Raw genomic sequence first — 21541 nt, forward strand, 5'->3', positions numbered from 1 at the left:
GCTGCGACGCCGCGTCGCTGTGAGAAAGTGTTGCCGGCGGCCTCTCGCCGCAGCCACCGTCATTGCCGCCTGCGCGGGATCGACGGACGGTGGAACGGGCTATCGCGGCAGGAAGATCGTCGCGCGCAGGCCGCCTTCGGGCCGATTGCCCAGCGTCAGCGTGCCGCCCTCGCCCTGGACGATCTTGGCGACGATCGGCAGGCCGAGGCCAAAGCCGATCGTGTCGCGCGGCCGCGCGCTATCGAGGCGGACGAACGGTTCGAGCACGCGGCGCAATTGTTCCTCCGGAATGCCCGGCCCGTCGTCTTCGACGGCGATCCTCACGCCCTCCGCCTTGCTGTCGAGCCGCAGCACGACGTTGCCGGCATAATGGAGCGCATTGTCGACCAGATTGCCGAGCGCGCGCTTGAACGCGACCGGGCGCACGCGCACCTCGCAATGCGCCGGCCCGTCGTAGACGCCGGGCAGGTCGCGATCTTCGACATCGTCGATCAGCGTCGCGCAGACCACTGCAATGTCGGTCAGCACCGGCTTTTCGGGGTCGCTGTCGCCGCCCAGAAAGGCGAGCAGCGAGGCGATCATCGCCTCCATCTCCCCCAGGTCGCGGCCGATCGCGTCGCGCACCGCGGCATCCTCGACCCCGTCCGCGCGCAGCCGCAGCCGGGCGAGCGGCGTGCGCAGATCGTGGCCGACGGCGGCGAGCGCCTGGGTGCGGTCGGCGATCAGCCGCTGGATCCGCGCCGCCATGCGGTTGAAGGCGCCGATCACGCGCCGGACCTCACCCGGCCCGTCCTCCGGCACCGGCGCGTGGACGCCGTCGCCGAAACTGTCCGCCGCGCTGGCGAGGCGGCGCATCGGGCGGAGCGCCTGGCGGATCAGCAGCCCGCCGAGGATCATCAGCGCCAGCGCCGGGATCAGCGCGAGCAGGATGCGTTCGGTCGCGAGATTGAGGTTCTGGATCGGCTCCAGCGTGCGGAAATACAGCCAGCTGCCGTCGGGCAGTTGCAGCCCGCCGGTCACCACCGAGCTGCGCCCGGGCGAGCTCAGCCGCAGCCGAAGGTCGCTGTGCCGCAGCGACGGCTCCCACTCGACGACCTGGTGCCGCATGTTGTCGAGCGCGGGCGCGATCGGCGGCGGCGCGGGCAGCGACTGCTGCCAGTGCATCGCATAGCGTTCGGTGGTCAGGTCCTCCGCCATCTCGGCCCGGCGGGAGGGCGGCTGTTCGGCGACCAGGCGCCGCGCGATCACCAGATGTTCGGCGAGCCGCCGCGCCTCGTCGTCGCGGACCGAGAACTGGCTGGCGCGCTCGTAGAGCAGCGTCGACACGCCGAATTCGATCACCATGGTGAGCAGCAGGATCGCGACGATCTGCCCAATCAGGCCGACCGACGGGCGGATCAGCCGCCTCAACGGCGCGTCACCTCGGTGTTGAACATATAGCCGACACCGCGCACGGTGATGATCGGCGCATCCTGGCCGGCGTTGGACAGCTTGCGCCGCAGCCGGCTGATCAGCACGTCGATGCTGCGGTCCGAACTGTCGCCGAGGCGGGTGCGCGACAGCTCGATCAGCCGCTCGCGCGCGATCACCCGCCCGGCATGTTCGGCGAGCGCGACGAGCAGGTCGAATTCGGCGCCGGTCAGGTCGACGACCGCGCCGGTCGGCGAGGTCAGCTCGCGCCGCGGCAGCGTCACCGTCCAGCCGTCGAAGCTGAGCACGCCGTCCTCGCGCTCGCCGGAACGCCGTTCGAGCTGGCCACGGCGCAGCACCGCGCGCACGCGCGCGATCAGCTCGCGCGTGCCGAACGGCTTGGGCAGATAATCGTCGGCGCCGAGCTCCAGCCCGACGACGCGATCCATCTCGCTGCCCTTGGCGCTGATGAAGATGATCGGCACCTCGCTCTTCTGGCGCAAGGCCCGGCACAGATCGATGCCGCTGGTGCCGGGCAGCATGATGTCGAGCAGGACCAGATCGACCGGCCCGGCCTCCAGCGCCAGCCACATCTCGGGCGCGGCGGAGGCGGGGCGGACGACATAGCCGTTCTCCTGCAGCGCGCGGGTGGTGAGCGTGCGCAGGGCGGGATCGTCCTCGACCAGGAGGATGGTGGGGGCGGTCATGGGCATGAGGTAGGCGGGTGGACCGGACCGGTCAACCAAGCCCGCCGTGGACACATTTTCTTACGCTGGGTGGGTTGGCGCGGGTTCCGGTCACCCTGTCAGGAACGAGCGCGACTAATTCCTATTTTCATTACGTTCGTTTTCGACCTATTATGGGGGTGGCCGGCGGGCCTCGCGTTCCTTGACCCCATGCGGGGTCCGCCGCCACCCTCGGGTTTAGTCGGCCGCCACCGGGCCGCTCGGCGGCGCCGGTCGCCGAGTGAACCAGACCACCACCGTCATCACCGCGCACAGATAGGCGGACAGCCGGAACAGGTCGGTCGAGGCGAGCAGATACGCTTGGCCGACCATCTGGCGGGTGATCGCCGCCGCGGCCTGGGTCGAGCTCGCGCCCAGATGCTGGAGCTGCTCCGATGCGGCGCGGAAGGCGCTCCCCTGCCCCACGGCGTCCGCCAGCCGCGTCTGGTGCAGCGCCTCGCGCCGGTCCCAGGCGGTGGTGATGATCGAGGCCGCGAACGATCCGGCGACGATCCGGGCGAAGTTGGAGATGCCGGTCGCCGACGGGATGCGCGGCGGCGCGATGCCGTCGAGCAGGATCGTCACCATCGCCAGGAAGAAGATGCTCATGCCGATCCCCTGCACCAGCAACGGCAGCATGAAGTCGACGAAGCTCGCATCGGTGACGAAGCCCGCGCGCATCCAGTAGGAGATGCCGAAGGCGACGAACGAGATGCTGGCGAGGATGCGCGCATCGATCTTGCCGGACAGTCGCGCCGCTAGCGGCGAGGCGATCACCGCGACCAGGCCGCTGGGCGCGGCGATCAGGCCCGCCCAGGTCGCCGTATAGCCGAGCTGGGTCTGCAGCCACAGCGGCAGGATCAGCGTGTTGGCGAAGAAGATCGCATAGCCGATGCAGAAGACGACCGTGCCGATCGCGAAATTGCGATTGGCGAACAGCGTCAGATCGACGGCGGGGTTGGCGTCGGTCAGTTCCCAGATCATCCAGGCGACGAAGCCGATCGCGGCGATCACCGCCATGACGCAGATCGTCGTGTCGTTGAACCAGTCGGCGTTCTTGCCGAGATCGAGCATCATCTGCAGCGCGCCGACCCAGACGACCAGCAGGCCGAGCCCGACCGTGTCGATCGGCAGCTTGCGGGTCGGCGTCTCGCGCATCTTCAACCCGTTCCAGCAGGTCAGCGCGCAGAAGATGCCGACCGGCAGGTTGATCAGGAAGATCCAGCTCCAATGGTAATTGTCGCTGATCCAGCCGCCGAGGATCGGCCCCATCACCGGCCCGACCAGGGTCGTCATTGACCAGACGCCGAGCGCCGTGGAGCGCTTGTCGGGCGGGAAGATCGAGATCAGCAGCGCCTGGCTGCCCGGCATCATCGGCCCCGAACAGGCACCCTGCAGGATGCGGAAGAGGATCAGCGACTGCAGGTTCCAGGCGATGCCGCACAGAAAGGAGGCGAAGGTGAAGGCGGCGACCGCGACGCAGAAGGTCCGCACCACGCCGAACCGGCCCATTAACCAGCCGGTCAACGGCACCGCAACGCCGTTGGCGACAGCGAAGGCGGTGATGATCCAGGTCGAATTGTCGCTCGACACGCCCAGATTGCCGGCGATCGTCGGCAGCGAGACGTTGGCGATGGTGCTGTCGAGCACCATCATGAAGGTGCCGAGCGCCAGCGCGAAGGCGAGCAGCGCGCGGCGCCCGCCTTCGAGCGGCGGCAGCCCGGCGGCAGCGGGAGGACCAGCCACGACCGCGCGCCTTACCGGTTCGCCGCGATGATCTGGCGGATGCGCGCCTCGACCGCGGGGTCGCGCCCATCCGTCGGCTGGCCGCTATACGCCTGCCGCGCCGGCTGACCGAGCCGCGCGCCCGACACGTTGGCGGTGTCGACGGTGGCATTGACCGACAGGCCGACGCGCAGCGGATTGCGCTGCAGCTCATTGGGGTCGAGCGCGATGCGCACCGGCAGCCGCTGGACGATCTTGATCCAATTGCCGCTCGCGTTCTGCGGCGGCAGCAACGCGAAGGCGTTGCCAGATCCCGCCCCCAGGCCGACGACACGGCCGTGGAACACCACGTCCTTGCCGTACATGTCGGCGGTCACCGTCGCCGGCTGGCCGACCCGCAGATCCTTGAGCTGGGTCTCGCGGAAATTGGCGTCGACCCAGACGCGGGTCAGCGGCACCACCGCCATCAGCGGCGTCCCGGCCGGCACCTGCTGGCCGATCTGCACGGTGCGCTGGGCGATCACGCCGTCGATCGGCGCGGTCAGATGCATGTGGCTGCGGCTGATCGCGGCCCGGCGGTAGGCGGCGATCGCGGCGAGCACCGCCGGGTTGGTGTCGACGTCCGTGCCCTGCACCGCGGACCGGGCCTGCTGCTGCTGGCTGGTCGCAAGATTGAGGTTGGCGCGCGCCACCTTCACCGCATCGGCGGCATGGGCCAGCTCTTCGCCCGAAATCGCACCCTGCGCCGCCGCGCCCTGGCGGCGGGCGTAGTCAGCGGTGGCGGCGGACAGCTGCGCGCGCGCCTGCACCACCGAGGCGCCGCTCTCCGACACCTTGGAGAAATCGGCGCGGGTGGCGCGAACCGCGCGGGCCAGCTCGGCCGCGGCGCTGGCCAGATTGACGTCGGCGGTCGCCGGGTCGAGATCGAGCAGCGGCTGGCCCGCCTTTACCGTCTGGGTATTGTCGGCATGGATCGCGACGATCTGGCCCGGATCGCGCGCGGTGACCGCGACGACGTCACCGGCGACATAGGCGTCGTCGGTCTCCTCCTCGGGCTTGGCGAGCAGGAAGTGCATCACCGCCCAGATCGCCAGGCCGACGACCACGATCACGGCGAGGATCAGGAAGCCGGTGCGGCGCGCCCGCGGGCGGCCCGGCTCCTTCTGGACGAGCGGCTCGGGCCGCTGGATTTCCGCGTCGGGGCCGGCGGCGCCGGTGTCGGGGCGGGTGCGGGTATCGGTCATCGTGCGGTTTCCTGCGCAGGCGAAAAGCCGCCGCCGAGCGCCAGCACCAGCGCGACGCGCTGGCGGGCCGCATCGGCGGCAAGGTTGGTGGTGGCGAGACGTGCGTCGAGCAGCCGGATATCGTTGTCGACCAGGTCGAGCTTGCTATCGAGGCCGCTGGAGACGCGGATCGCGTTGAGGCGGTTGGTTTCGGACAGGCCGCGGACGACCTCGGCCGCGCGCTGGCGCTGTGCGGTGAGATTGTCGATCAGCGCCAGCGCGTCCGCCGCGTCGCGGACCGCGCCGATGACGCGGTCGTTGTAATCGGCCGTGGCGATGTCGACCGCGGCGGTGGCACCGGCAAGATCCGCCTTCAGCCGGCCGTTGTCGAACAGCGGCAGATGGATCGCCGGCCCGGCGCCGACCGCGCTGCTGTCGAGATCGACGAGGTTGCCAAGCCCGATCGCCTGCAGCCCGACGAAGGCGGCCAGGTTGATATTGGGGTAGAAGGCGCGGCGGGCGACCTGGCGGCCGGCGGCGGCGGCCTCGATGCGCGCCTGCGCCGCGGCGATATCCGGCCGGCGGGCGAGCAGGTCGGCGGGCAAGGTCTTCGGCAGGGTCAGCGCGGTATCGAGGTTCAGCGTCGTCGGCGCGATGCCCAACGCATAATCATGCCCCTTGCCGGCCAGCGCGGCGAGCGCGTTGGCGGCAATGGCGCGCGCACCCTCGGCGCGCACCGCGGCCTCGCGCGCCTGGGCCAGCAACGTCCCCGCCGCCTCGGCCTGCAGATTGCTGGCGAGACGGTTGCGGATGCGCGTCTGCACCAGCCGCAGCGACTGTTCGCGCGTCGTCACCGTTTGCTGCGCGAGCCGCGCCTGCGCCTCGGCGCGGGCGAGGTCGATGTAGGTCTGCACCACCGAACCGGCGATCGCCAGCCGTGCCGCCGCGACGTCGAGCGCCGCCGCACGGGCGGAGGCGCGCGCGCCTTCGATCGCGGCGCGCTGACGGCCGAACAGATCGAGGTTCCACGACAGATTGCCCTGCACCTGGCCGATCGTGCGGACGGTGCCGCCATAAGGCGGCGGGATGATGTAGCGGCCCGACAGACGCTGCGGCTGCACCGAACCGTCGAGGGTCACGTTCGGACCGTCGTCGGCACGGCGGCTGGCGAGCACAGCCTCCGCCTGCCGGACGCGGGCGAGCGCGGCGTCGAGCGTCGGATTGCCGGCGGTGGCGTCGGTGACGATCCGGTCGAGCTGCGGATCGCCGAACCCGCGCCACCAATCGTCCGCGATCAGCGGCGCGGCGGCGGTGCCGAGGCCGAGTGCGGCCGGGGCGACCGGCGCCACCACCGGCGGACTATGCGGCACGGCGCAGCCGGCGAGCAGCGCGGCGACGAGGATCGGGGCGAAACGGGTCATGCTTTGGCCTCTTCGGGGCGAACGGTGACGAAACCGGGCAGGCCGACCGTACCATCGGCGACCGCCTGCATCCGGTCGCGCAGGCGCTGCAGCTGGCCGATCAGGGTCGCGACCTCCTCCTGCGACCAGCCGTCCAGCCAGCCGTTGAGCAGCTGCATCGACTGGTGGAGCAGCCGCGTGGCGACCTCGGTCCCGGTCGGAGTCAAGGCGAGGTTGATCGTCCGGCGATCGTCGGGGGCGCGGGTGCGTACGACGAAGCCGCGCTCTTCCAGCGTATCGATCAGGCGGGTGGTCGCGCCCTTGTCATGGGCGATGTCACGGGCGATCGCCACGCAGCTGGTCGCGCGGCCGAACTGGATCGACATCATCGCAGACCATTGCGCATGGGTCAGCCCTTCGGCCGTGAAGACCGGATCCAGCAAGGCGGTGCCGAGCTGGTGTATCCGACGCACCAGATAGCCCAGCGACTGCTCAGGTGTGTAGTTCGACTCATCATAGAACGGCATATCGTTGCCTTGGCAACCATTGCCCGGGCAATCAATTGACATTTTTGTCATGCTGCGTGCGTTGCCTGCATTCCCTAACGATAACCGGTTCTTAGGACCGCCCACGTACGACGGCGCATCGTGTCACAGGACCGCGCCCGATGAATTTCCCGCTGATCGCTCCCCGCCCGCCCCGCCTGTCGACGATGCGCGACGGCCTCGAGCGTATCGAGGCATCTGGCGTGTTCAGCAACAACGGGCCCGAAGTCCGTGCATTCGAGGCGGAGGTTACCGAACAGCTGTTCGGCGGCACCGGCGCCAGCCTGGCGGTGGCCAATGCGACGCTGGGCCTGATGGTGGCGATGCGACAGGCGGCAGGGATGCAGCCGCGGCCCGGTACGCTGGCACTGATGCCGGCGATGACCTTCGCAGCGACGGCGCAGGCGGCGATCTGGGCCGGTCTGACCCCGCTGATCGTCGATGTCGATGCGGACGGCTGGAGCGCCGATCCGGCGGCGGAGGAGCGGATGCTCGCCCGCCACGGCAAACGGATCGGCGTCATCGTCCCCTATGCGACCTTCGGCACGGCGATCGACCTCGACCGCTACGCCTGGCTGGCGCGGCATTATGACGTCGGCGTGGTGATCGACGCCGCCGCCTCGCTCGGTACGCTCGATGCGGCCGGCCGCGGCTTCGGCAGCGGCGCGCCCTTCACCCTCGTCTATTCGATGCACGCCACCAAGACCTTCTCGGTGGCGGAGGGCGGTCTGATCTACAGCGGCGACGTCGCCCGGATCGACCAATTGCGCAGCATGATTAACTTCGGCTTCGAACAGGGGCGCAGCGCCACCCTACCCGGCATCAATGCCAAGCTGCCCGAGGTGCTGGCGCTGATGGCCCGCGCCAAGCTGGCGGAGATCGACGCGATCTGCGCCGCGCGCGCGGCGATCGACGCCGCCTATCGCGCGGCCCTGCCCGGATTCACCTTCCAGCGTGCGCAGGGTCGCCGCCAGGCGACGCAGTTCATGCCCGTGCTGCTGCCGTCCGCCCTCGCCGCGCATCGTGACGCGATCACCTGCGCGCTTGCCGAGGACGGTGTGGCGATTGGCCGGTATTTCAGTCCTCATCTCGGCGAACAGCCGCTGTTCCAGGGCGTCGCGCTGATCGAGCCGACCCCCGTCGCCGACGATCTGTCGGCGCGCATGCTCAGCCTGCCGATCACCGATGCGATGGACGCCGCCGATGCCGGGATTATCGCCGAGCGGCTGATCGGCGCGATCGATCGCGTCGCCGAGGCCGCGGCGCGGACGCTGGGAGACGAGATGGACGCGACGACGCGCGGCTGCCTGGTGATCGGCGGCGGCCCCGCCGGCACCGCGATGCTGACCGCGGCGAGCAAGCAGGGCAAGCTGGCTCCGCTCGCCCGCGACGGCCTCACCCTGGTCGAACGGGGCCAGCGGATCGGTCCCGGCAATCTCGGCGGCTACGCGATCCGGTCCGACACGACCGCGGAAACCTTCCTGTCCGCGGTAAGAAACAACCCCCATCCCGAACTCGCCGCCCTCGAACATCATCCCGCCGGGCGCCTGATGGAGGGCTATTGCGGTCAGCTTGGCGCGCCGCTCGCCGATACCGCACCCCTGCTTGCCGTCACCGCGGAGCGGCTGCGCGACATCCTCGTCGCCGAGGGCGGCACGGTGCTGACCGGCACCGAGGCGCTCGACACGCGTCAGACCGGCGACGGCCGCTGGCGCACCACGCTGCGTGGCTCGGGCGGCGAGCGCGAGCTGCTGTCGCGCAGCATCGTCGTCGCGACCGGCGGCTATCAGACCGATGCGCAGGTCGCCGCCACCGTCGTCGCCGGCGCGCCGCTGGCGCAGACCGCGGGCATGCGACTGCTCCGGTCGGACGCCTTGCTGCGGATCGGCGGCGTCGAGCAGGTCATCGCGCGGCTCGTCGGCGTGCCCGCACCGCGGATCGCGATCGTCGGCGCCTCGACCAGCGCGCTCGCCGCGGCGGTGCTGCTGCTCAAGTCACCGGACCTCGCCTTCGGCGCGGGCGGCATCACCCTGCTCGTCCGCAACCACCCCAAGCCTTTCTACCCGACGATCGCCGCTGCCCATGCCGACGGCTTCACCGATTTTGACGAAGACGACATCTGCCCGGTCAGCGGCTTCGTCCTGCGTCTCGCCGGCTTGCGACTCGAATCGCGCGAGCTGGTGCTGCGCATGCTCAGACTCGGCGGCCGCGTGCCCGATCCGCGCGTCGCCGTGCATGTCATCACCGGCGACGACGATCCCGCCGCGCGCGCGGTCCTGACGGAGGCGCATCTGGTCGTCGGCGCGCTTGGCTATCGCCCGCGCGCGCTGCCGATGTTCGATGCCGAAGGTGCACCGATCGCACTCGCCCATCACAGCGGGCGGCCGATGGTCGATCGCCATTGCCGGATCCTCGACACGCGCGGCCGGCCGGTGCCCGGCGCCTATGGCATCGGCCTGTCGGCGGGCTTCGTCCCCTGGGGCCGGCTGGGCGGCGAGAAGAGCTTCCGCGGCCAGGCCAACGGCCTGTGGCTGTGGCAGAACGACGTCGGCCAGATGATCGTCGACCAGTTGCTCGGCGCGCCGGTCGAGGACGAGGCGGACGCGCCCGGCCTGTCGCAGGCGGATCGCGCTGCGGCATGATCGACGCCACCGCCCCGCCGATCGTCAGCGTCGTCATCCCCGGCTACAATGGCGCCGCGCTGATCGGCGAGACGCTGGACAGCCTGACGCGGCAGACCCTGACCGCCTGGGAAGCCCTGGTCGTCGACGACTGTTCTGCCGACGATACACGCGCGCTGGTGCGCAACTGGCCCGACCCGCGCGTCCGGCTGATCGAGAATGAGGTGAATAGCGGCCCGGTGCACACCCGCAACCGCGGCTTCGCCGAGGCACGCGGCCGCTACTGGGCGGGGCTCGACCAGGACGATCTATGCCGGCCGGAGCGGCTGGCGAAGCAGGTCGCCTATCTCGACGCGCATGCGGACGTCGCCCTGCTCGGTACTCAGGCGGAGCAATTGCTCGACAGTCGCGTCCGGCCGATGGCCTATGCGCCGCACACCACGCCGGCGCTGATCCACTGGTTGAGCTGGATCGAAAATCCCCTGGTCTGGTCGACGGTGATGGTGCGTGCCGAGGCGGCGCGGCGGCTCGTCCCCTTCACCCGGCCGGAGATCCTCTACGCGGAGGACTTCGACCTCTACCATCGCATGGCGCGGATTGGCCGGATCGCCCGCCTCGACGAACCGCTGCTGGTCTATCGTCAGCATGCCGGCGGCGCGTCGAAGCGCTTTACCGAGACGATGCGGGCGAGCGCGACCCGCGTGCTGGCCGAGGCGCACGGCGACGTGTTCGGCGACGCGGCGGAAGCGATCGCGCGGCTGCTCGTCGTGCACAATATGGGCGGGGAGCCGGTCACCGACCGCGCGACCTTGCGCCGGCTGGGCGAGGCGATGACGCGGCTGCAAAGCGAATTCTGCGCACGGCACGCACCCGACCGAGAAAGCCGCAAGCTGATCCGCTGGGAAACGGCACGGCGCTGGGGCGCGGTCGGGCGCGCGGCCCTGCGGTCCGGCTCGCTGTCGCTTCGCGACCTCGTCGCCACCCGGCCGGCGCACCTCGGCCTGGGCTATGCCGGCCTCGACGTACTGCTGATGTCGGGCGGCATCGGTGCCGCCCGCCGGTTCAAGCAGGCACGATCCCCTCAGATCTTCGCCGAATAGATCATCCGGCCCGGCCCGAGCGCCGCGAACACCTTCGCCAGTTCGCCCTCGCCGACCGCGAAACAGCCCTGGCTGCGGCCAAGCATACCGTGGCTGCGGATCATATCCGCATTGGCGTACCAGGCCGAATGGACGACGATCGCGCGGGCCAACGCATTGTCGTTGGTGGCGTCAAGGCCGATCAGCCGCTGCGAATTGCCGTGCTTGCCGACATAATAGTCTGACGTCAGGAATGCGCCCTCGCAGCTCGCATTGGAGCCCGGATCGTTCGAGAAGCGCTTCAGATAGCCGGTGTGCGACGGGTCCGACCCGCTGCCGTGCGCGACGAGGAACGATTGGCTGCGCCCGCTGGCGAGGTCGACGATGTGGAAGCGCGGCTGGGCCGACGGCGCCGCCATGTCGGCGATCGCGATCCGGTCGCGGTTGGCGACGCGGCTGCCATGCGTATCCAGCGCAGCCATCGCGCGGCGCAGCAGCTCCGGCCGCACGACGCGCGGCGAGGTGACCGGCTGCGCTGCCACGACCCGCCCTGCCGACGCCGGCACCGGTGGCTCGGCCAGCGGACGCAGGTCGGCCTGCGTCAGCTTGCGCTGCGCCGCCGACACCGCACCCGGTACGGCGAGCGTCGCGCCGAGCACCAGACCGTTCTTCAGGAAGGCGCGCCGACCGCGCACCGCGTCGTCATTCTGGTCGATCATCAAAGGTGACAAGCCCCGGTCATCTATCCCGCTTACTCACCCCATATAGCGGATCGGCGTTTAATTTTCTGCTGCGGTTCCCGCGACTTGGCCTCTTGCACGCACAGTTCGGCGTAGCCGGAAGAAACTGATTTTCTCACTTGACACGGCACGATTTGCCGAAGTGCGCGTTGAAACCGGCGAAGGGGGAGAGACGAAAGGGACCCGAAATGAAGGACATGCTCGCCCTTGCTGGCGCCGTACTTCTGGCCCTCGCCCCGGGCCAGGCGTTTGCGTCGAACGGCGCCGCCCTCGCGAACGAGGCTGCCGTACTCGCACCCAACCGCTTCGTGTGGAGCGACGATCTGACCGCCCCGTCGATGGCGACGCAGCCGCTCAGCATCGTCATCTCGATCGCCGATCAGAAGGCCTATGTCTATCGAGGGGAGACGCTGGTCGCGGCATCGGCCGTTTCCACGGGCAAGGATGGCAAGGAGACGCCGGTCGGCACCTTCACCATCCTGCAGAAGGCGGAGACGCACAAGTCCAACCTGTACAACGCCGCACCCATGCCATTCATGCAGCGGCTGACCTGGGACGGCGTCGCGATCCACGCCGGCAACAACCCCGGCTTTCCCGCGTCGCACGGCTGCATCCGGGTGCCGACCGCCTTCGCCAAGAAACTGTTCAGCGTGACCAGCGTCGGCACGCCCGTGTTGGTCACCGACGCGAGCGCGGATGAGGGTTGGACTCCGCCGACCGCCTATGACGCCCAGGCGATGGCGGCGGAGACCGCCAGCGCCAATACGGGCCAGCTGCAGCAGGTCGCAGCGCAGTAAACGGCTTCGATGAACGTCGCCCCGGCGCAAGCCGGGTCGACGACCGGAATCACAGTGTCTTGATGATGCCCGAAAAGTCGGTGCCGCCCTGCCCGTCGGCGACGAACGCCTCGTACAATTCCGCCGCCCGCGCGCCCATTGGCGTCGCGGCACCGGTGTCGCCGGCCGCCTGCATCGCCAGGCGCAAATCCTTGAGCATCAGCGCCGCGGCGAAGCCGCCCTGATAGTCGCGATCCGCCGGCGTCTCCGGCCCGACTCCAGGCACCGGGCAATAGGTGGTCATCGACCAGCTCTGCCCCGAGCTGACCGACGAAATGTCGTAGAAGGTCTGCAGGTCGAGTCCGAGCCGCTCGGCGAGTTTGAACGCTTCGCAGGTCGCGACCATCGTCGCGCCGAGCAGCATGTTGTTGCACATCTTCGCGGCCTGGCCCGCACCGCTGGCGCCGGCGTGGATCACCGTCTTGCCCATGTTGGCGAGGAACGGCTGCGCCCGCTCGAAGCCTTCCGCACTGCCGCCGACCATGAAGGTCAATGTCCCCGCCGCCGCGGCCGCGATGCCACCGGACACGGGCGCGTCCACCGCCGCCAAACCGTGCGCGCGTGCCTGCTCGGCCAGCCGCCGCGCGGTCGCGACGTCGATCGTCGAACAATCGATCAGGATCGCCGACGGCGCGGCGCGGCCGAACACCGCATCGGCATAGACGCTTTCGACATGGGCGCCGGCGGGCAGCATGGTGACGACCGCCTCCGCGCCCTCGACCGCAGCGGCGGCACTGTCGACGGGCAGGCAGCCTGCCGCCTTCGCCTTGTCCAGCGCCTCGGCGCTGAGGTCGAAGGCGCGTACGTCATGCCCCTTCTTCGCCAGATTGGCGGCCATGCCGCCGCCCATATTGCCCAGCCCGATGAACGCGACCCGTGCCATGTCAGTATCCTCTGTCGTTTTCGTCGTTGCGAGCGCAGCGAAGCAATCCAGCGTACCGCACGCCGCCCTGGATTGCTTCGCTGCGCTCGCAATGACGCGCAGAGGGGGCGCGGCGTCGGGCTTACTGCCGCGTCAGGTCGCGCCCGACGATCATCCGCATCACCTGGTTCGTCCCCTCGAGGATCGAATGGACGCGCAAGTCGCGCCAGAAACGCTCGATCGGATAATCCTTCAGATAGCCGTAGCCGCCGTGCAACTGCAGCGCGCGATCGACGATCGCCGAGCCGTTGTCCGTCGCCAGTCGCTTCGCCATCGCGGAAAAGCGCGACTTGTCGGGCGCATCCGCGCCGACCTTCGCCGCCGCCAGATAGAGCAGGGCGCGCGCCGCCTCCAGATCGGTCGCCATGTCGGCGAGCATGAACTGGGTGTTCTGGAAGTCGGCGATCGGCTGGCCGAACTGCTGGCGTTCGCGGGTGTAGCGGATCGACTCGTCGAGGCAGCGCTGCGCTCCGCCCAGCGAGCAGGCGCCGATGTTGAGCCGCCCGCCGTCCAGCCCTGCCATCGCGATGCGGAAGCCCTCGCCCTCGCCGCCGAGCAGATTAGCGACGGGTACGCGGCAATCCTCGAAGATCACCTGCGCGGTCGGGCTGGCGTTCCAGCCGAGCTTCTTCTCGGGTGCGCCGAACGACAGGCCGGGCGTGCCCTTCTCGACGACGATCGCGCTGATCCCGCGGCTTTTCTCCTCCCCGGTCCGCACCATGCAGACATAGACGTCGTTGTAGCCGGCCCCTGAGATGAACTGCTTCGTCCCGTTCACGACAAAATGGTCGCCATCGCGTCGCGCGGTCGTCTTCAGCGCAGCCGCGTCGGAGCCGGATCCGGGCTCCGTCAGGCAATAGCTGCCGATCGTCTCCATCGTGACGAGGCCGGGCAGGTAGCGTTGCTTGAGGTCCGCCGAACCGAAGCGGTCGATCATCCATGCCGCCATATTGTGGATCGAGATGAACGCGCTGGTGGCCGGACAGCCATAGGCCATCGCCTCCATCACCAGCGCCGCCTCGAGCCGGCCGAGGGCGATGCCGCCCGAGTCTTCGCTGACGTAGATCGCGCCGAAGCCGAGCTCGCCCGCCGCCTTCCACACGTCGACGGGATAATGGTGCTTCTCGTCCCACTCGCCCGCGAACGGCGTGATCCGGTCGGCGGTGAAGCGGCGCGCGAGTTCCTGAATCTCGCGCTGATCGTCGGTGAGGTCGAATTGGTTCGTCATGCCGGGCACTTCTGGTAGCGGTTGGAGCCGGCGCGGTCGGCCGGGCCGGTGGTTTCGCGGATCAGCGTGCGACCGTCGCCTTCCAGCGTCAGCACGGTCGGTTCGGACCAGGTCATGCCCTCGCCGCTCATCGGCAGGTCGAAGGCAATGCGATTGCGCCCGGTCGTACGGATCCTGGCGGCATCGCCGCGCGATTCGTAAAAGGACAAATGGTTGCCGGCGATCGTCAGCAGCCCCTTGTTGTCCGCGCGTGTCGGGTCGCAATCGTTGGCGACCATGCCCCAGCGCCCCTGGAAGGCGGCGGGGATCGCGGCGATCGGGCTGGGCGACGGCGGCATGATCGGCACCATCATGTTCTGCGGATCGTCGGTCAGATTGGCGGGCACCTGCTCCTGGATCGTCGCGGCCTGCTGGCTGTTGTTGCCGGCGCTCTCCTTGCCGCCGCCACCACAGGCGGCGAGCGGCAGTGCGAGGGCGGCGAGGACAAGACTGCGCATGATCGTTACCCCATCGTCGGGATGACGAAGGCGTCCTGGATGCGGCTCGGGCCGCCATCCTCGCTGCCACCGGGCAGGGCGGAACCGTCGGGCCAGCGCTGCGTCACCGTCTTGACCTTGGTCCAGAAGCGCACGCCTTCGGTGCCGTGCTGGTTGACGTCGCCGAACGCGCTGCGCTTCCAGCCGCCGAAGGTGTGATAGGCGACCGGCACCGGGATCGGCACGTTGATGCCGACCATGCCGACATTGACGCGCGCGGCGAACTCGCGCGCGGCATGGCCGTTGCGCGTGAAGATCGCGACGCCGTTGCCATATTGGTGCTCGCTCGGCAGGCGCACCGCCGTTTCGAAATCGGGCGCGCGGACGATCTGCAAGACCGGGCCGAAGATCTCTTCCTGATAGGATTGCATCTGCGGCGTGACGCGATCGAGCAGGGTAGGGCCGACGAAGAAGCCCTGCTCATACCCCTGCAACGTGAAGCCGCGGCCGTCGACGACCAGTTCCGCGCCCTCGTCGACCGCGGTGCCGATCCAGTTCTCGACGCGCTGCTTGTGCGCGGCGTTGACCACTGGGCCGTAATGCGCCTCCGCATCGGTCGACACGCCGACGCGTAAGGCCCGGATCGCGGGCACCAGTTTGTCGCGCAGGCGATCGGCGGTCTGCTCGCCGACCGGCACCACCACCGGCAGCGCCATGCAGCGCTCGCCAGCCGACCCGAACGCCGCGCCGGCGAGGTCGGCGACCACCTGGTCGAGGTCGGCGTCGGGCATGACGATGCCGTGGTTCTTGGCGCCGCCCATCGCCTGGACGCGCTTGCCCGCGTCGACGCCGCGGCGATAGACATAATGGGCGATGTCGGACGAACCGACGAAGCTGACCGCGCTGATCGCCGGGTGATCCAGGATCGCGTCGACCATCTCCTTGTCGCCATGGACGACCTGCAGGATACCCTCCGGCGCGCCGGCCTCCAGCATCAGTTCGGCGAGGCGCACCGGCACGCTCGGATCGCGCTCCGACGGCTTGAGGATGAAGGCATTGCCGCAGGCGATGGCGACGCCGAACATCCACATCGGGATCATCGCCGGGAAGTTGAACGGGGTGATGCCCGCGCCGATGCCGAGCGGCTGACGCATCGAATAGACGTCGATGCCCGGACCGGCGCCCTGCGTGTATTCGCCCTTCAGCACGTGCGGGATGCCGCAGGCGAATTCGATCACCTCCAGCCCGCGCTGGATGTCGCCCTTGGCGTCGGCGATCACCTTGCCGTGTTCGGAGGACAGCAGATGCGCGAGGCTGTCCATCTCGCGTTCGACCAGTTCCTTGAAGCGGAACATGACACGCGCGCGCCGCTGCGGATTGGTCGCCGCCCAGCCCGGCTGCGCGGACTGCGCGGCGGCGATCGCACGGTCGAGATCGGCCTGCGTGCCGAGCGTGACGCGCGCCTGAACCTGGCCGGTATTGGGGTCGAACACATCGCCGCTGCGGGCCGCGGAGCCGCTCGCTCCGCCCGCACCTGCCCCGACGATCAGATGATCGATGGTACGCATCCTCTATCCTCCTTGCCGCTCTGTCGCAGCTCTTGCCTGTCCGTTCGCAGGCTGGGCGGCGGCGCGCAAGAGGATAACGGCGGGGCGATCGATTGTTGCGCCGGGCTTGGACGACGCGTGGGTCGCGGTAGTGGGTCGGCTGGACGGATCGGAAAGGCCCTCCCCGCGCGAGCGAGGAGGGCCCAGGCAGAATTCAGAAGTGATAGGCCGCCGACAGCTGGAGGATTGGAAAGACTTTGTACTTATGAAGATCGTCCCGAAGACTCTTGCGCTCGTCTTCCAAATCCTGGGGATCGATCAACGTGCCGGTATAGCTGATCGGCTCGACCCGCGCCGAGCCCTGAAGCATCGCTCCGGCTTCGATGCCGATCTTGAACCCCTTGGTCAGGTGTCCCGAATAGCCGAGCGACGCCACCGGCGCGATGGGCGTGAAATCGGCGCGCGCCTTGAGCGTACCGACTTGCGCCGGCGTATATTCGCCGTCGCCGATGGTGACCGCGTCGGTCGGCGTGGCCGTGGCGCGCGCCTTGTTTTTGTTGAGACGGGCCCCGGCCGACAGGAAGAAGCCGCTGCCGGCAACGTGATAGTCGAGCATCAGCCCAGCGGAGCCGAATTTCGCCTTGCCGTCGTAATGAACGTAGTCCGAGTCGAAGTCATGCGACAGAGTGAAGAAGGTGGCGTTGCCGCGCACAACGAACGCCGGGCTGAGCGCGAAACTGGCTTCCGGGCCGACGCCAAGTGTGCCGGCGGTCACGCCGACGGCAATCTTCGCCGGCTCGCCGCGTGCCAACGCCGGCGACGCCGCAGAGACGGCACCGAGCGCGAGCAGACCGGACACGATCCGGATATGCATACGAAACATCTAATTTCCCCAAATTGCGACCGCGCCACCGTGAATCAAAGCGCTGACGCGAAAGCCTGACCCCACGGGGTCATTCTAGGGCGGGGAGGAACTTGAAGGAGTGAAGCTTGGCGAAAACGCAGCCGGCGCGAACGTCCACCGGGGCCGTCGTGACTGCTGACGCCCAGTTGCGGAACCACCCAGATACGATCGGAGAAGCCAGCTTTCGCTGGAATGACACGCCGTATGGCTTACCGCGCCGGCCTCAGCGTTGCCGAGGCCAGGTGCCAGTTACGCTGTGACGCAGTCGAACCCGGCACGTCGTTGACTCGGCGGAGCGTGTAGCTGCCGACGAAGCGCTGCGCCGCACCCGACTTCAGCGTCGCATACACACGCACCGGCACCGTGATGTACGACGAGCCGGCCGCGCCCTCCTGGTCGAAGGGCGGGCCCGCGACCACCCGGCTATGGGCGGTGCGGGCGAAGCCGCGGACGAAGGTGGCATAGCTTTGCCCGCTTGCCTGCCCGCCCCGATCCCACAGCGCATAGGCGCTAAGATACGCCCCGCGATCGATCGCCGCATAATAACGCTGCACCACCGCCCGCGCATCGGCGGGTGTCCGGTCGATAGCGCCGGCCGGCATCGCGACCGCAACGAGGGGAAGGGCGAGCATCCAACGCATCGACACACCTGAACAGACAGATCCAGGCGGTGCCAACGCATCAGGCGGCGGCCAGGCTCCGTCGTCGGCCATAGGCGAAATAGAACACCAGTCCGGCGAAATTCCAGATGACGAAGCGCACCAGCGTCGCCGACGGCAGGCTAGTCAGCAGATAGAGGCAGCCAAGGATCGCCAACGTGCCGACCAGATAGGGTGCCGGGCAGCGGAACAGCCGCGGCTGGTCGGGTGCGGTCTTGCGCAGCACCATCAGACAGGCGCCGACCGCAATGAAGGCGAGCAAGGTACCGGCATTGGCAAGTTCGGCGATCTCGTCGAGGCGGAAGATGCCGGCGACCAGCGCGATCGACACGCCGGTCAGCACGGTGATCCGCGTCGGCGCACCGGTGCGCTGGCTGACCGTGGCAAGGGCGCGTGGCAGCAGGCCGTCGCGCGCCATGACGAAGAAGATGCGGCTCTGGCCGTACATCATCACCAGGATCACCGACGGCAGCGCGATCACCGCGGCGAGCGCGATCAGATGGCCGGCGGCGGGCTGGCCCAGGCTGCGCAGCACCAAAGCGAGCGGCTCGGACGAATTGGCGAGTTGCTGGAACGGCAGCGCGCCGATCGCGGCGACCGCGACCGCCATGTAGATCAACGTGCAGACCAGCATCGACCCGACGATGCCGATCGTCAGGTCGCGCCCCGGCCGCTTCGCTTCCTCGGCGGAGGTCGCGACTGCGTCGAAGCCGTAGAAGGCGAAGAAGACGATCGCCGCCGCCGCCATCACGCCGCGCTTTTCGCCGCCATTCTCCACCGACGCGAAGCCATAGGGCATGAACGGGTGCAGATTGTCGGCGTTGAACGCCGGCAGCGCGAAGGCGATAAAGATGCCGAGCGCCACCAGCTTGATGATGACGAGGACGATGTTGAGCGTCGCGCTCTCGCGCGTGCCGGCGACCAGCATGCCCATCACCGCCAGCGCGACCAGCACCGCCGGCAGGTTGACGACGCCGCCGTCATGTGGCCCGGTCAGCAACACATGCGGCAGATGGATTCCCGCCGACTGGATCCAGCCGACCAGATACCCCGACCAGCCGACGGCGACGGTCGAGCAGGCGAGCGAATATTCGAGGATCAGGCTCCAGCCGACCACCCAGGCGATGGTTTCGCCCAGTGCGGCGTAGCTGAAGGTATAGGCGCTGCCCGCCGCCGGGATCATCGTGGCGAGCTCAGCATAGGCCAGCGCGGCACAGGCGCAGACCGCGCCGGCGATCGCAAAGGCCAGGATCACCGCCGGCCCGGCGCGCTCCGCCCCGACGCCGGTCAGCGTGTAGATGCCGGTGCCGACAATCGCGCCGACCCCAAGCGCGATCAGATGCGGCCAGGACAGCGTCTTGGCCAGCGCCTTGCCGGCTTCGTGCTGCGTCACCGCGTCGAGGCTCTTCCTCGGTCCGAACATTCGCCCTCCCTCATTCCGCAACGCCTCCCCGCACGCCGGGAGGGGACCATACGCAGGATGGTAGAGGGGCGTGAATGCCCCTCTCCGTCAGCCCTGCGGACTGCCACCCCTTTCTTTGCGGTGAGGCGTTGCCTGGCTCACTTCACCTGGAACCCCTCCCAGAAAGTATCCGCGCGGTCGATCCATATCGTGTTGAAGCCGGTCGTGACCGCCGATCCCTCGATTGACGGCACGATCCCCCGCACACCGCCGAGGGTCGTTTCCGCCTCAACCCGGCCGATGAACCGGCTGCCGATATAGCTTTCGTGGACGAAGCGGTCACCGACCTTCAGCGTGCCGCGGTCGGCGAGATGCGCCAACCGTGCCGAGGTGCCGGTGCCGCAAGGGCTGCGGTCGATCGCCTTGTCGCCGTAGAAGACCGCATTGCGCCCGTCGGCGTCGTTGGCGCGCGGCTTGTCCGCCCATAGAATATGGCTGACGCCGCGGATCGTCGGGTCGAGCGGATGCACCGGCTCGCACTTGGCGCGCACCGCCTCGCGGATACGGCCGGACAGTTCGACCAGCCGGCTCGCGCCCATCGCGTCGAGCCCAGTATATTGCCCCTGCGGCTCGATGATCGCGTAATAATTGCCGCCATAGGACACGTCGATGCTGAGCGGCCCGATGCCCTCGACATCGACCTCGACGCCCTTCGCCGCGACATAGGCGGGGACGTTGGTGATGCGCACCGCGGTCACCTTGGGCCCATCGACCTCATAAGCGATGTCGATGACGCCCGCCGGCACCTCGACCTTCAAGCGCCCCGGCGTCGCGGGCTGGATCAGCCCGTGCTCCAGCCCGAAGGTTACCATGCCGATCGTACCGTGGCCGCACATCGGCAGGCAGCCGCTGGTCTCAATGAACAGGATGCCGATATCGGCGTCGGGCGTCGTCGGCGGATAGAGGAAGCCGCCCGACATCATGTCGTGCCCGCGCGGTTCGAAACAGAGCCCGGTGCGGATCCAGTCGAAGCGGCTAAGGAAATCCTGCCGCCGCTCCGACATCGACGCGCCCTTGAGCAGCGGCGCCCCGCCCGCCACCAGGCGGACGGGGTTACCGGCGGTGTGGCCGTCGATGCAGAAGAAGGTGTGGCGCATCAGGCGGCGATCAGGTCCTCGGTGGTGCCGAGCGTCGGCCGCGTCGCCGCCGCCTTCTCGACCATCGCGATCACCTCGGCGCGGCGTGCGCCCTCCAGCACGTAGCGCGGCGGCAGCACGCGCTCCGAACCGCGGCCCATCACCTGCTCGGCGAGCTTGATCGACTGGACCAGGTCATGCTCGGCGTCGAGGTGGAGGAGCGGCATGAACCAGCGATAGATTTCCATCGCCTTGGCATGGTCGCCACGCTCGAACGCGCGGACCAGCTCGACCGACTCCTTCGGAAAGGCGTTGGTCAGGCCCGACACCCAACCCTGCGCGCCGAGGTACAGGCCCTCGAGCGCGACGTCGTCCAGCCCGGCGAACAGCACGTAGCGGTCGCCGAAGGCATTGCGGAAGTCGGTGAAGCGGCGGGTGTCCGGCGCGCTTTCCTTGACCGCGACGATGTTCTTCACGTCGACCAGCGCGGCGAGCACCTCCTGGTCGATCACTGTCCGGTACGCCGGCGGGTTGTTGTAGAGCATGATCGGCAGGCCGGTCTGCTCGGCGACGCCCTTGAAATGGTTCACCAGCTCGTGCGCCTTGGGCACATAGACCATCGGCGGCAGCAGCATCAGGCCGTCGGCGCCCGCCTTCTCGGCCGCCTGCGCATAGCGCACCGCGCGGCGCGTGTCATATTCCGACACGCCGGTGACGACGGGCACGCGGCCGCCGACCGCCTCGACGATCGCCGACAGCACGGTAACCTTCTCGTCGTAATCGAGCGAGTTGTTCTCGCCGACCGTGCCAAGCGCGATCACGCCGGTGACGCCATCGCGGATCAGGTCGTCGACGACGCGCTGCGTATCGGCGAGGTCGATCGTCATGTCTTCGCGAATCTGCGTGGTCACCGCAGGAAACACGCCCTTCCAGGCCACCGTCATGTCAGCATTCCTTCCAATT

Annotated in this window: 19 protein-coding genes; 3 read left to right on the forward strand and 16 right to left on the reverse strand. The window is 68.8% G+C overall.

Annotation, left to right across the window (positions count from 1 at the left end; all coding sequences use genetic code 11):
• Positions 1–99: 99 nt before the first annotated feature.
• The 6 genes from ACU5AX_RS09565 to ACU5AX_RS09590 form a co-directional block, all read right to left on the reverse strand.
• Entirely contained in the window at positions 100–1410 is a 1311-nt protein-coding gene (locus tag ACU5AX_RS09565; protein WP_198353641.1) for an ATP-binding protein, read from the reverse strand.
• Positions 1407–2117, reverse strand: a complete 711-nt coding sequence (locus ACU5AX_RS09570; RefSeq protein WP_198353642.1) for a response regulator — start codon at positions 2115–2117, stop codon at positions 1407–1409. The genes ACU5AX_RS09565 and ACU5AX_RS09570 overlap by 4 nt, the downstream gene beginning before the upstream one ends.
• A 216-nt stretch (positions 2118–2333) precedes the next feature.
• The gene (locus ACU5AX_RS09575; RefSeq protein ID WP_446690690.1) at positions 2334–3881 is read right to left on the reverse strand and encodes a DHA2 family efflux MFS transporter permease subunit; all 1548 of its coding nucleotides are present in this window, start codon (positions 3879–3881) and stop codon (positions 2334–2336) included.
• An 11-nt stretch (positions 3882–3892) separates the two neighbouring features.
• Entirely contained in the window at positions 3893–5104 is a 1212-nt protein-coding gene (locus ACU5AX_RS09580; protein ID WP_446690691.1) for an HlyD family secretion protein, read from the reverse strand.
• Positions 5101–6504, reverse strand: coding sequence for an efflux transporter outer membrane subunit (locus ACU5AX_RS09585; protein ID WP_446690692.1), 1404 nt, complete (start codon positions 6502–6504; stop codon positions 5101–5103). Before ACU5AX_RS09585 ends, ACU5AX_RS09580 begins: the two co-directional genes overlap by 4 nt.
• Entirely contained in the window at positions 6501–7010 is a 510-nt protein-coding gene (locus tag ACU5AX_RS09590; protein ID WP_446690693.1) for a MarR family winged helix-turn-helix transcriptional regulator, read from the reverse strand. The genes ACU5AX_RS09585 and ACU5AX_RS09590 overlap by 4 nt, the downstream gene beginning before the upstream one ends.
• A gap of 140 nt (positions 7011–7150) precedes the next feature.
• Here ACU5AX_RS09590 and ACU5AX_RS09595 point away from each other — a divergent pair, with 140 nt between their 5' ends.
• Both ACU5AX_RS09595 and ACU5AX_RS09600 read left to right on the forward strand, forming a co-directional pair.
• Positions 7151–9670 carry a DegT/DnrJ/EryC1/StrS family aminotransferase gene (locus tag ACU5AX_RS09595; RefSeq protein WP_446690694.1) on the forward strand — a complete coding sequence of 840 codons (2520 nt, stop codon included), beginning with the start codon at positions 7151–7153 and terminating at the stop codon, positions 9668–9670.
• Positions 9667–10749, forward strand: coding sequence for a glycosyltransferase family 2 protein (locus ACU5AX_RS09600; protein ID WP_446690695.1), 1083 nt, complete (start codon positions 9667–9669; stop codon positions 10747–10749). The genes ACU5AX_RS09595 and ACU5AX_RS09600 overlap by 4 nt, the downstream gene beginning before the upstream one ends.
• Here the strand turns inward: ACU5AX_RS09600 and ACU5AX_RS09605 are convergent.
• Positions 10731–11447: a murein L,D-transpeptidase catalytic domain family protein gene (locus ACU5AX_RS09605; RefSeq protein WP_198353649.1), complete on the reverse strand. Its 717-nt coding sequence runs from the start codon at positions 11445–11447 to the stop codon at positions 10731–10733. The genes ACU5AX_RS09600 and ACU5AX_RS09605 overlap by 19 nt on opposite strands.
• Positions 11448–11656: 209 nt before the next feature.
• On the opposite strand from ACU5AX_RS09605, the gene ACU5AX_RS09610 reads away from it, so the two are divergent.
• Positions 11657–12265 carry a L,D-transpeptidase family protein gene (locus tag ACU5AX_RS09610; RefSeq protein ID WP_198353651.1) on the forward strand — a complete coding sequence of 203 codons (609 nt, stop codon included), beginning with the start codon at positions 11657–11659 and terminating at the stop codon, positions 12263–12265.
• Positions 12266–12314: 49 nt separating this feature from the next.
• Here ACU5AX_RS09610 and mmsB read toward each other — a convergent pair whose 3' ends face one another.
• From mmsB to ACU5AX_RS09655, 9 genes are all read right to left on the reverse strand, one after another.
• Positions 12315–13187 carry a 3-hydroxyisobutyrate dehydrogenase gene (gene mmsB / locus ACU5AX_RS09615; RefSeq protein WP_512701447.1) on the reverse strand — a complete coding sequence of 291 codons (873 nt, stop codon included), beginning with the start codon at positions 13185–13187 and terminating at the stop codon, positions 12315–12317.
• A gap of 121 nt (positions 13188–13308) precedes the next feature.
• Positions 13309–14454 (reverse strand): acyl-CoA dehydrogenase family protein, encoded by a 1146-nt coding sequence (locus tag ACU5AX_RS09620; protein WP_446690696.1) that lies wholly within the window; start codon positions 14452–14454, stop codon positions 13309–13311.
• The gene (locus tag ACU5AX_RS09625; protein ID WP_446690697.1) at positions 14451–14951 is read right to left on the reverse strand and encodes a hypothetical protein; all 501 of its coding nucleotides are present in this window, start codon (positions 14949–14951) and stop codon (positions 14451–14453) included. The genes ACU5AX_RS09620 and ACU5AX_RS09625 overlap by 4 nt, the downstream gene beginning before the upstream one ends.
• 5 nt (positions 14952–14956) lie before the next feature.
• Positions 14957–16498 (reverse strand): CoA-acylating methylmalonate-semialdehyde dehydrogenase, encoded by a 1542-nt coding sequence (locus tag ACU5AX_RS09630; RefSeq protein ID WP_446690698.1) that lies wholly within the window; start codon positions 16496–16498, stop codon positions 14957–14959.
• A gap of 193 nt (positions 16499–16691) precedes the next feature.
• The gene (locus ACU5AX_RS09635; RefSeq protein WP_446690699.1) at positions 16692–17336 is read right to left on the reverse strand and encodes a hypothetical protein; all 645 of its coding nucleotides are present in this window, start codon (positions 17334–17336) and stop codon (positions 16692–16694) included.
• 254 nt (positions 17337–17590) lie between these two features.
• Complete coding sequence (locus tag ACU5AX_RS09640) at positions 17591–18022, reverse strand: hypothetical protein (protein ID WP_446690700.1); 432 nt, start codon at positions 18020–18022, stop codon at positions 17591–17593.
• A 40-nt stretch (positions 18023–18062) separates the two neighbouring features.
• On the reverse strand, positions 18063–19463 hold the full coding sequence (locus ACU5AX_RS09645) for an amino acid permease (RefSeq protein WP_446690701.1): 1401 nt from the start codon (positions 19461–19463) through the stop codon (positions 18063–18065).
• Between the two features lie 137 nt (positions 19464–19600).
• Entirely contained in the window at positions 19601–20599 is a 999-nt protein-coding gene (locus ACU5AX_RS09650) for a 4-hydroxyproline epimerase (protein WP_446690702.1), read from the reverse strand.
• Positions 20599–21522 (reverse strand): dihydrodipicolinate synthase family protein, encoded by a 924-nt coding sequence (locus ACU5AX_RS09655; RefSeq protein WP_446690703.1) that lies wholly within the window; start codon positions 21520–21522, stop codon positions 20599–20601. Before ACU5AX_RS09655 ends, ACU5AX_RS09650 begins: the two co-directional genes overlap by 1 nt.
• Positions 21523–21541 lie beyond the last annotated feature (19 nt).

The sequence above is a fragment of the Sphingomonas benefaciens genome, from assembly GCF_052907485.1.